The organism is Pseudomonas bohemica (assembly GCF_002934685.1).
In the GTDB taxonomy this organism is placed as follows: Bacteria; Pseudomonadota; Gammaproteobacteria; order Pseudomonadales; family Pseudomonadaceae; genus Aquipseudomonas; species Aquipseudomonas bohemica.
In genome coordinates this window covers 34426-44945 of record NZ_NKHL01000083.1, presented here as the reverse complement: position 1 = coordinate 44945, position 10520 = coordinate 34426, and the positions used below count along the sequence as shown (strand labels likewise).

General features: G+C 60.1%; 11 protein-coding genes and 1 other RNA gene. 8 read left to right on the top strand and 4 right to left on the bottom strand.

Features of this window, described 5'->3' with window-relative positions:
* Positions 1-374: 374 nt before the first annotated feature.
* Positions 375-1541, top strand: coding sequence for a zinc-binding metallopeptidase family protein (locus CE491_RS04635; RefSeq protein WP_110947187.1), 1167 nt, complete (start codon positions 375-377; stop codon positions 1539-1541).
* A 166-nt stretch (positions 1542-1707) separates the two neighbouring features.
* Positions 1708-3513, top strand: coding sequence for a putative bifunctional diguanylate cyclase/phosphodiesterase (locus CE491_RS04630; RefSeq protein WP_110947186.1), 1806 nt, complete (start codon positions 1708-1710; stop codon positions 3511-3513).
* A gap of 18 nt (positions 3514-3531) precedes the next feature.
* On the opposite strand, the gene CE491_RS04625 is transcribed toward CE491_RS04630, so the two are convergent.
* The gene (locus CE491_RS04625) at positions 3532-4020 is read right to left on the bottom strand and encodes a GNAT family N-acetyltransferase (RefSeq protein ID WP_110947185.1); all 489 of its coding nucleotides are present in this window, start codon (positions 4018-4020) and stop codon (positions 3532-3534) included.
* A 235-nt stretch (positions 4021-4255) separates the two neighbouring features.
* On the opposite strand from CE491_RS04625, the gene ffs reads away from it, so the two are divergent.
* An RNA gene (ffs, locus tag CE491_RS04620) (signal recognition particle sRNA small type) lies at positions 4256-4352 on the top strand.
* Between the two features lie 230 nt (positions 4353-4582).
* Here the strand turns inward: ffs and CE491_RS04615 are convergent.
* Positions 4583-4786, bottom strand: coding sequence for a hypothetical protein (locus tag CE491_RS04615; protein WP_110947184.1), 204 nt, complete (start codon positions 4784-4786; stop codon positions 4583-4585).
* 150 nt (positions 4787-4936) lie between these two features.
* Here CE491_RS04615 and CE491_RS04610 point away from each other — a divergent pair, with 150 nt between their 5' ends.
* From CE491_RS04610 to CE491_RS04590, 5 genes are all read left to right on the top strand, one after another.
* Positions 4937-5212 carry a metal/formaldehyde-sensitive transcriptional repressor gene (locus CE491_RS04610; protein ID WP_110947183.1) on the top strand — a complete coding sequence of 92 codons (276 nt, stop codon included), beginning with the start codon at positions 4937-4939 and terminating at the stop codon, positions 5210-5212.
* Between the two features lie 11 nt (positions 5213-5223).
* Positions 5224-6159, top strand: coding sequence for a CDF family Co(II)/Ni(II) efflux transporter DmeF (gene dmeF, locus CE491_RS04605; RefSeq protein ID WP_110947182.1), 936 nt, complete (start codon positions 5224-5226; stop codon positions 6157-6159).
* 166 nt (positions 6160-6325) lie between these two features.
* Positions 6326-7252: a type I pantothenate kinase gene (coaA, locus tag CE491_RS04600; protein ID WP_110947181.1), complete on the top strand. Its 927-nt coding sequence runs from the start codon at positions 6326-6328 to the stop codon at positions 7250-7252.
* A 77-nt stretch (positions 7253-7329) separates the two neighbouring features.
* A complete protein-coding gene (locus tag CE491_RS04595) occupies positions 7330-7695 on the top strand; it encodes a Rap1a/Tai family immunity protein (RefSeq protein ID WP_110947180.1) in 366 nt (121 codons plus the stop codon).
* 42 nt (positions 7696-7737) lie between these two features.
* Positions 7738-8940 carry an MFS transporter gene (locus CE491_RS04590; RefSeq protein ID WP_110947179.1) on the top strand — a complete coding sequence of 401 codons (1203 nt, stop codon included), beginning with the start codon at positions 7738-7740 and terminating at the stop codon, positions 8938-8940.
* 81 nt (positions 8941-9021) lie between these two features.
* Here CE491_RS04590 and CE491_RS04585 read toward each other — a convergent pair whose 3' ends face one another.
* Positions 9022-9861, bottom strand: coding sequence for a PhzF family phenazine biosynthesis protein (locus tag CE491_RS04585; RefSeq protein WP_110947178.1), 840 nt, complete (start codon positions 9859-9861; stop codon positions 9022-9024).
* A 121-nt stretch (positions 9862-9982) separates the two neighbouring features.
* Positions 9983-10471 (bottom strand): N-acetylmuramoyl-L-alanine amidase, encoded by a 489-nt coding sequence (locus CE491_RS04580; protein WP_110947177.1) that lies wholly within the window; start codon positions 10469-10471, stop codon positions 9983-9985.
* Between the last annotated feature and the right edge of the window lie 49 nt (positions 10472-10520).

Below are 10520 nucleotides of genomic sequence, written 5' to 3'. Positions count from 1 at the left end.
GAATCGGTACCGGTGCAGGACTCAAAACCGTAGGAGCGCGCTTGCCGGCGGACGCGGTGTGTCAGGCGTTTCATTTATAACTGAGCCCGCGCATTCGCTGCCGTCGTAACCTCCGGCGTCGCTCACAGGTTTTTGCGGTGGAATCGGTACCGGTGCAGGATTCAAAACCGTAGGAGCGCGCTTGCCGGCGGACGCGGTGTGTCAGGCAATTGATTTGCAAATGGCCCTGCGCAATTGCACGTAAGCGCGCTCCTGCCGAGAAAATCCGACAGACTGGAGTCCGTTCCAAGCACAGATTTCACTCTGCGAAAAATATCCGGAACCCCCCGCAACCCCCGATGATCTAGTGCTTGCAGCCCATTCAGGAGATCGTCATGTTCCAGTTCTTCGAGCAACTCAGCACAAGGATCGCGGCGCCTTTCGTCGGCGAAAACAAGCGCAATAGTAAAGTCTGGCAATGCCGCTGCGGACAGTCAGTGTTCTTCCGCAACAGCCAGTGCCTGGCGTGCTCGGCTGCATTGGGTTATCTGCCCGAACAGAGCAAGATTGCCGCGCTGGAACCTGGCCCGGACCTCAATACCTGGCGCCTGAGCGATGAACCGCAGGCCGGTCTCTACCGCCGTTGTGCCAACCTCGACACGCCCGCTGCCTGCAACTGGATTTTCCCTGAGCACAATGCTGGCCAATTCTGTGTCGCCTGTAGCCTCAACCGGACCATCCCCGACCTGTCGATCCCGGATAACCCTGAGCGCTGGCTCAAGATCGAGACCGCCAAGCGCCGGATGATCGCGCAACTGATCACTCTTGGCTTGACCGTCATCCCGAAGAGCGTCGACGAAGAGCGTGGTCTGGCGTTCGAATTCCTCGGTGTCGACCTGCAAGGCAACCTGCCGACCACTGGGCACGCCAATGGCCTGATCACCCTCAACGTCGAAGAAGCGGACGATGCCATCCGTGAGAAGGTCCGCGTGCAGATGCATGAACCCTATCGCACGCTGCTCGGACATTTCCGTCACGAAGTAGGGCATTACTACTGGGATCGTCTGATCGCCAACACCTATTGGCAGGACGGCTTCCGCAACCTGTTCGGCGATGACCGCGCCAGCTACGCCGATGCCCTGGATCATCATTATCAGAACGGTGCTCCGCCAGATTGGCAATCCAGCTACGTCAGCGCCTACGCCACTATGCACCCGTGGGAAGACTGGGCCGAGACCTGGGCGCATTACCTGCACATGATGGATGCGGTGGATACCGCCTTGAGTCTGGGCATGAGCGCCCGGGATATGGACCTCGACTATCAGCCGTTCGAGCTCAACACGCTCTACGATCCGCAGCATCCGGGCGGTCCGGCATTCCTGGCGTTCGTGAATGCCTGGATCGAACTGGCGGGTATGCTCAACGAACTTTCACGCGCCATGGGGCAGCCAGATTTTTATCCGTTCGTGTTGCCACCTGCGGTGATTACCAAGCTGCACTTCATTCATCTGGTCATACAAGGCGCGGGCGGCAAGGCAGATGAAGTGTTGCAGGTGCAATGACCTGTTCGATTGAAGGGTGAGAGGTTGCTCAGTGCAACTTTGGAACGGCGGTCGTGTCAGCACCGCCGGTCTGCGAGAGCCTGCACAGGCGCGGATCTAGTGCTACTTTCCCTTCCAATGTCGTTTTGATACTACTGGCAGAAAGCAGTTGCACAGGGATTCGCAAATGGCCAATAGCGCTCCAATTCCTTTGAACGAAGCCTCGCGGCTGTCCCGCATTACCTATATGGGGCTTCTCGATTCGACTTCCGACGAAGTGCTGGACCATATCGTCGACATGGTCGTTCATTACTTCAATGTACCCATCGCCCTGGTCTCGATTGTCAGCGAGCATCGGCAGTGGTTTCGCGCAGGCACCGGACTCGACGAGCACGAGACGCCTCGGGAAATCTCCTTTTGCGCCTATTCGATCCTCAGCCACGATGTGTTTCAAGTCGTAGATGCGCGGATAGACGAACGCTTCAAAGATAACCCGCTGGTGGTTGGCGAGCCGCACATCCGGTTCTATGCCGGGGTGCCGTTGGTGACCGCAGACGGCCTGGCGCTGGGCACGCTGTGCATCATCGACAGCAACACCCGCGCGCCCCTCGATGCTCGCGACATCACCATGCTCCAGATGTATGGCCAGCTGGTGATGAAACGCCTCAACGACCTGCGCAAGGCCAGCTATGTCGATCAGCCGACAGGGCTCTTCAACCGCCTGCGCCTGGAAGAAGACATCATCGCCCTGGCTAACCGTGAAGATCATGCGCTGGTGGCGCTGGACATGGTCAACCCGGTGTTTCTCGACAGCATCGTCAAGGCGCTGGGCTACAGTTTCGCCCAGGAACTGGTGCGCGGCATGATCAACGCCTGCCGGGCGCAGCTGCCTGCCGACACGGCGCTGTACAAGGTCAGCCCGACGCGCATCGCGCTGCTCACCCGACATGACGGCCCTGAGCAGGCCGAGCAGCTGTTTCGCAAGCTGATCACACACTTCCAGCGTCCGTTGACCTGTCGCAACATTCCGATCCAGATGGACCTGGGCATTGGCGTGCTGCCTTTGGGGCTGGGGCGCAGCGATGAGAAAGACTGGATTCGCCTGGTGGTCAGCGCTGCCGATGAAGCGCGAGGCAAGGCCACTGGCTGGCGCTGGTACGAACCTCACCTGGATTTCGCCCAGCAGCGAGCGTTTCTGCTGCTGGCGTCGCTGGCGGACGCGGTGCGCAGCCCCGATCAGCTCTCGCTGATGTTTCAGCCGAGGCTGGAGGTGAGTACCGGGCGTATTGTCACCGTCGAGGCGCTATTGCGCTGGCAACACCCGGTATTGGGGCCGATCAGCCCGGCCGAGTTCATTCCGCTTGCGGAAAAAACCGCGCTGATCCGATCGCTGAGCCTGTGGGTGCTGCGCCATGCGGTTGGACAGGCGAGAACCTGGCAACACCAGGGCTACGCTTTCAAGGTGGCAATGAACGTTTCCGCTATTGATCTGGCCAACTCGCAATTCAGCGATGCGCTGTTCGAGCAACTGGCGATCAGCGGGCTGGATCCGGGTCGCTTCGAACTCGAATTCACCGAAAGCGCACTCTGCGACAATCCCGAGCTCACGCGCCAGCAACTCGAACGCCTGCGCGCGCTGAATATCGACATTGCCATCGACGATTTCGGCACCGGATACAGCAACTGGACTTACCTGCGCCAGCTGCCAGCCACCACGGTCAAGCTCGACAAGTCGCTGGTGGAAAACCTCGAAGCCAATGAAAAGGATCGCCGACTGGTCGAAGCCATCGTCGACCTGGCCCGTCGACTGGGTTACCGCGTCGTGGCAGAAGGGGCCGAGACCGAAGGTGTCTATCAGATCCTCTGCGAACTGGGCTGCCACGAAGTGCAGGGTTACCTCGTCGCCCGTCCCATGACCGTCAGCGCACTGGAACACTGGATGAACGGCGAACGCAACAACAAGGTCAGGCAACTGCAAGCGCTGGGCAGTTGAATGGCGGTCGGGCGCCTCTCAACGCAGTTTGAGGATCATTTGCCGCTCGAACCCCTCGGCGGGGGTGGCCGGATCTTCCCTGAACGTCCAGCCCAGCGCCTGATAAAGCGCGATCGCCGAGTGATTGTCGGGATGCACGGCCAGCATCAGGTGCTCGATTTCCGGCCATAGGTTTGACACGCGTTCCGGCAGCTTCTGCAAACAGGTTCTGCCCAATCCGAACCCCTGATAACGCCGGTCGATCATCAGTGCGTGCAACGTCGCAGTCCGCCCCCTTGCCCAGAGCGGCAACAACGACCTGCGTTTGAGCAGAAAGAATCCCCTTGGGACCTCTTCCACCAGCAGTACGTAGCCCTGAATGTCGGCTACCGGGCGAGCGCTGAGCGCATGCAGCCCGCCGTGAATGTCCCCGACCATGGTTTTCTGCTCCGGCCGCAAGTCGATCTGCAACACTTGCTGAAGCTGCAGGGCAGACAACGCCTCGTATTTCATCAATGAGCTATTCATGGGCGCCACCTTGCCAAGGCCTGGGCGACTAAGTCCAGCGCGGGATGGAGCGGGGTGGCCGCCGACACGTTTGCCACGCCACCCAGCACTTGCGGCATCCTGGACCCGTTGCATGCGGCCATCTACAAGTGCTTGAGCGCTATCAAATTTTTTATCTACACCAGAGGTTGTAACTTCGCGCCAGACCGGTACAATGGCGCGGCTCGCCGACTGGTGAGTGTCGTTATGGTGACCCTATCGGTCCCCCCGCAACGATTACCCGTGAACCTGGTCAGATCCGGAAGGAAGCAGCCACAGCGGGAACATTGTGTGCCGGGGTGTGGCTGGTGGGGTTGCCTCCATAACGAACCCTCCTTTATTCCCCTTCGTTTTGTTTCCTCCGAAATGCCCTCCTGTTTTGAAACCGTCTATGGTCCTGGCTGGCTGGTAGTGCCGATCCGCAGGGTTGGCTGCGAATAGACCGGGAAATCAGATAAGCGCGGTCTATTGCTTTATCTCGTCGCGTTTGATGACCTTCTGATGGCCGGTGCGGCTCGCCGATGAGGTGCAAGCGCAGGCCTCATCACAATCTCCCCGCACGCTCTCTCGCAAACCTGCGCCCTGCGGGCGTACGCTCGGCCACTACGCATCCATCCTGGATCGAAACGGCGGCATAGCCCTGGTCACGCAGGTAAAGCAGCGCTGTGAAATCCAGCGGATTGACTCTCGACACGGCTTCATCAGCCAGGGTGGCGAGTAATCGGAGAGCCAAGAATTCAAGCCGCATGGGAAGCGCCTCTGTCAGCGTCGATTGTGGTGGCTATTTGTCAGCACGATGCAAGGCGGAGTTCAATTTATTTCCATCTTCTTTTCAGCGCTTGTGAGTCAGGCGCGAACGACCCATCATGCCGATAAGCATAGGTAAGGGGGGTATGGTATGGCGCATTTGCACGCCAAAAACGATGACTTGCTCAAGCGCGTTCGGCGCATCGCCGGGCAGGTGCAGGCGATCGAACGTGGGCTGCAGTCCGATGCCGACTGCGCCAGGACGCTGCATCTGGTCGCGGCCACGCGTGGGGCGATCAATGGCTTGCTGGATCACATCATCGAGGCCCACGCGCGTGAGCATGTGGCGCATCCTGGGTTGAGTGACGAGCAGCGGGCGCAGGGCCTGGAAGATCTGCTCGAAGCCATTCGCCGCTATTCGAAATAAGGAGGTCGCCAATGGTCCTTTCGCAGAAGCACACCCACGAGCACGTGTTCCTCAGTCAGTCCCATGACGAGAACGCTCGCCGCACGCTGTGGGTGGTGGTGTTGACGTTCGTGATGATGGTGGGAGAGATCGCCGCGGGCTATGTGACAGGCTCGATGGCGCTGCTGGCCGAAGGCTTTCACATGGCGACTCACGCCGGAGCGCTGGGCATCACAGCAGCGGCGTATTCATTCGCCCGACGCAACGCCAACAACGGCCGATTCAGTTTCGGCACGGGCAAGGTGGGTGATCTCGCAGGTTTCGCGTCGGCGCTGATTCTGATGCTGGTGGCACTTGGGATCGGACTTGAATCGCTGCTGCGGCTGTTTCAGCCCACGCCGGTGGCCTTTGGCGAGGCGACATTGATCGCCGTGGTCGGGCTGCTGGTGAACGTCGTCAGCGCGTTGATGCTGTCGGGCGGCCAGGCTCACAGTCATCACCCTCATGATCACGCGGGCCACTCTCATGATGCTCACGTCCATTCTCACGGGGGCGATAACAATCTGCGCTCCGCTTATATCCATGTGCTTGCCGATGCTCTGACCTCGGTGCTTGCCATCGCCGCGTTACTGGCCGGGCGTTACCTGGGCTGGGTCTGGCTCGACCCGGTGATGGGCGTGGTCGGCGCGGTGGTGATCGCCAATTGGTCCATCGGGCTGATCAGGCAAAGCGCCAACGTGCTGCTGGATGTCACCGATGAACAGGTCGCGCAAGAGATTCGCGAGGTGGTGGAGGCCGGCGGCGACGTGCAAATTACCGATCTGCACGTCTGGAAGGTGGGTCCGGATGCCCGCGCGGCGACTGTCAGCGTGCTGGCGAACGTCGAGGTAACGGCTGAAACGATTCGTCAGCGCCTGGACGTGGTGCATGAGGTTTCGCACCTGACCATCGAGTACCGAGCGGCGTAAGGTGGACGTTCCCGCGCAAGCCTGATCTGGCGCAATACCCTTCACCGGCTCAACGCCAATTGCGCCAATAATGCGTGGCAAATCGAAGAAATCTGCCCCGCTTTTGGGTCAATACGATAGTCTTCGCACCATTGTCGATACGGACACCTGGATTGGAAGGCTATAGATGGCGCCTGATGACTACCTCGTAATGACCAGCGCAGAGTGGGCGGGACTGCGCGCCAGTACGCCACTGACTTTGTCCGAAGAAGATCTGGCGGCGTTACGAGGGGTAAACGAAGATATTTCCCTGGAAGACGTCGTCAATATCTATCTTCCTTTGTCGCGCCTGATCAACTTGCACGTCAGTGCTGCGCGCAGTCTGGCGAGCATCAAGGACACTTTCCTCGGCCGTCCTGCGAAAAAACAGACGTACGTGGTCGCCGTTGCCGGAAGTGTCGCGGTAGGTAAAAGCACCTTCGCTCGGGTGTTGCAGGCGTTGATGGCTCGCTGGCCGGATCATCCGCGGGTCGATCTGGTCACCACAGACGGTTTTCTGCACTCCAATGCGAAGCTCGACGCCGGAGGCATCATGCACCGCAAGGGCTTTCCGGAGAGCTACGATCGCAAGCGCATGGTCAAGTTTCTGTCTGACCTCAAGGCTGGCGTCGCGGACATCAGCGCGCCGGTCTATTCGCACATCAGTTATGACATCGTGCCGGACAGATTCCTGCAGATCAGCCAGCCGGACATCCTGATTTTCGAAGGGCTGAACGTGCTGCAGACCGAAGGCAACGACGGTCAGAAGCCGGGCAGTATCGTCTCGGACTTCTTCGATTTCTCGATTTATCTGGATGCCGACGAGGGTGACATCGAGCGTTGGTACGTCGAGCGCTTTTTGATGCTGCAGCGCACGGCGTTTCGTGCTCGTGGCGCTTATTTCCGCGAGCTGGCCGATTTGCCGCCGGAAAAATCCCCGGATGCCGCACGCAAGATCTGGCGCGACATCAACCGCCCGAACCTGCTGGAAAACATCCTGCCCACCCGTGAGCGCGCAAGCCTGGTGGTGCGCAAGGCGGCGGATCATTCGGTCAAGGAGTTGTGGCTGCGTTAGGGGTTTGTTGTTGGCCGGTTCATCGGATGCCGGTCACAGGGTTTGTGCAAGCAGGGATGACAGGAGAATAGATCAACATGGCCAGGACCATCCTGTGCTCGGCAGCGCTAGCCCTGTGCTTTGCCTCGGCCGCCCTGGCTGACGGAAACAAGCTGTTGCTCGAATGCCAGGACGGTATCAGCAGCATGAGCGGCGGCGTGGCTAAAAATCCGGTGGGGATCGGCCACTGCGTTGGCGTTCTGCAAGCCACCATCGACACGCTGGACCTCGTCCATGAAGCTGGCGGCACGCCTGAATTGGTCTGCATACCGGAAGGCGGGATTCCGATGATTCAGTCGATGCGCATCGTGGTTCAGTCCCTGGAAGAGCATCCGCAAAGCTTGCATCTGAACGAATCGGTGCTTGTCGTCTCGTCGCTGAAAAACGCGTTTCCCTGTCGATAGATCTGTATAAGCCGTTCCCCTCTCTCAGAAAGGAAGCTGACGATGCGTATCAATGCTTTGATTGTGCTGTTGCTCACCGGGCTGGTGGCCGCAACCTTCGGTTTTGGCATCTATCTATTCGCTCAGCTGGTGCCAGACATGCGCGCCAGCCTCGGCTTTGATATCTCCTACGTTGGCACCATCACGGCGTCAGGGCAGTTTGGTTTTCTGCTGTGCGCGTTGCTGGCGGCCTGGCTCACCCCGCGGGTCGGGGGTGGCTGGGTGATCTTCGGCTCGGGCGTGGTCTGCGCGGCGGCCCTGCTGCTGATCCCGCTGACGCATGACATCCTGCTGATCGGCGCACTGCTGACAATACTGGCCGGGACGGCAGCCACGGTGTTCGTGCCGATGGTCGACGTCATTTCGCGTACAGTCGCCTTCAAATACCGCGGCATGGCCATGGGGCTGGTGTCCAGTGGCACCAGTTATGGCGTGTTCATCAATAGCCTGCTGGTGCCGCTGTACGCGCCGCAGGGTGAATGGCGCATGGTCTGGTGGATCGTCGGCCTGATCACCCTCGTGCTGGCGATTGGCGTGGCGCTGGTGTTCAAGCGGGCGCGGTTATTCGTCGTCAAGGCAGAAGCCGCAGCGCCCGATGATTCAGCCGCACAGGTCGGCAAAACCGCTCTGATGCAGCCCTGGGTGCTGACGGTTTGGGCGATGAATTTCCTGCTGGGCTTCTCGACCTTCCCCTTCCAGAACTACCTGTCTTCCTACCTGCGCACTGAGCTCGGTTTCAACGTGACCTACGCCGCGAACATCTGGGCCAGCATCGGTTTCGTCGGCATGTTCGCCGGCCTCGCGTTGGGCTGGCTGTCGGACCGCGTCGGCCTGCGCATCGCGATGCTGCTGGTCTACGGCTGCGTGGCTCTCGCGGCGCTCATCCTCGTGATTCATCCCGCCGGTTACTGGCCGCTGGTGGCCGGCGTGCTGTTCGCCCTGGCGTTTTACCCTATCTTTGGCCTAATCCCCGCATACGTCTCGAAAATGGCCGGCAGCGCGGCGTTGGCTGTCACCATTTTCGGCGTTGCCAATATTCTTCAGGGCGTAGGCGGAATGATCGGCAACTTCAGCGGCGGGGTATTGGCCAGTTTCAATGGTTCGTTCGTCGGGGTATATGTGGGAATTGCGCTGGTTGCGGTGCTGTTGGCGGGGTTGACGTTGCGGTTACCCAAAGAGGCCAGCGAATTTCTTAATGCGGTGTGAGCGATAAGGTGGGGCCGGCCGTTCCTGAGTGAAGCGTGAATCGCCGACCTCGCTGCTATCGGGTCGGCGCTCCTGGGGTAGTTACAGCGTCACGCTCCCCTCCACACACTTCTGCACATCACCCCCCACCCAGATCTGCTCGCCCACTTGCTCGATGCTGATCCTTCCGCGATGGCCGATCACAGTCCCTTGTCGCGCGGTGTATTTGCTCGGCGCCAAACCCGCGCCGATCAACCACTGAGCCAGGCTGGCGTTGAGGCTGCCGGTGACCGGGTCTTCGACGCCGTTGTCGCTGCTGATCAACGCGCGGACTTCGAAGTCGGCCTCGGCATCCGGGCCGGTCCAGGGCGCGATGACGCCTACGTTCAGGCCGTTGAAGGCCTGGTAGTCAGGGCGGATTGCCAGCAATTCCTCTCGGCTTTCGAGCATGACCGCGACCCAGCCCGGCCCGTTGTCGACCCACTGGCTGGCGACAATGTGCTCGGGGGCCATGCGAAGCCCTGCGGCGATGCAGTGCAAGACATCCGCTTCAACCGGGCCGCTGCGCAGCAATGGCGGAGCGGAGAAGGCCAGGCGCGAACCATTGCGGCGGATGCGAACCAGCCCTACGCCGCATTCCTGAACGATCTCGTCGGTCTTCGCAGTGCCGCCGTTATCCAGCCAGACGAAACAGCTGCCCAGCGTCGGGTGGCCGGCAAACGGCAGCTCGCGGTTGGTGGTGAAAATACGCACGCGATAATCGGCGTCTGGGTGGGTTGGACGCAGCAGGAAAGTGGTTTCGCTGAGGTTGGTCCAACGCGCGAACGCGGCCATTTGCGCGTCGGTCACGTCATCGGCGGCATACACCACGGCGAGCGGATTGCCCTCGGTGGCGGCGCTGGAAAAGACGTCGACCTGTTGGAAATTCAGTGTCTGGGGCATGGCACTCTCCTTAAGTGCTGTAGGGCGCGGTCACTCTAGTCAGGAGAAACCGCACCGTATATGCACAGTTCCACACTCATTTCTACGGGATGTGTGTGGTCGCCAGGCGCCAATCAAGCGTTCATCGGTGCTCTTTCAGCCACTTCGCCACATCGAACGATGGGCAGGCCTTGATGAACTCGTTGGGGGTGATGATCCCGTCGCCGTTGCGGTCTGGAGACAAATCCCGATGCCCCAGCACGCGGGCCTCGGGATGGCGCTCGCGTAGTTCATCGAGCAGGTGGTGAAGCGCAACGAATTGCGCTGAGGTGAAATTGTTCGCAGGCTTGCCCGCTGAATCGACGCCGCCGACCAGGCAGACGCCGATGGAGTTGGCGTTATGCCCTTTGACGTGGGCGCCAATGGCGTTCTCCGGTCGCCCGGTTTCCACCTCGCCGTTGCGGCGGATGACGTAGTGGTAGCCGACGGTGTCGAACCCGCGTTGGCGATGCCATTGGGTGATGTCGCGAACGCCGATGTCTTGAGTGGGACGAGTGGCCGAACAATGCACGACCAACAGTTCGGTAGTCGCGCGATAGCCAGGTACGTAAGAAGGGTGTGATGCATTCATGTTGTTGCTTCCTTGCAGGGTGATTGGAGTCCTGAAAGGAATACCCGTC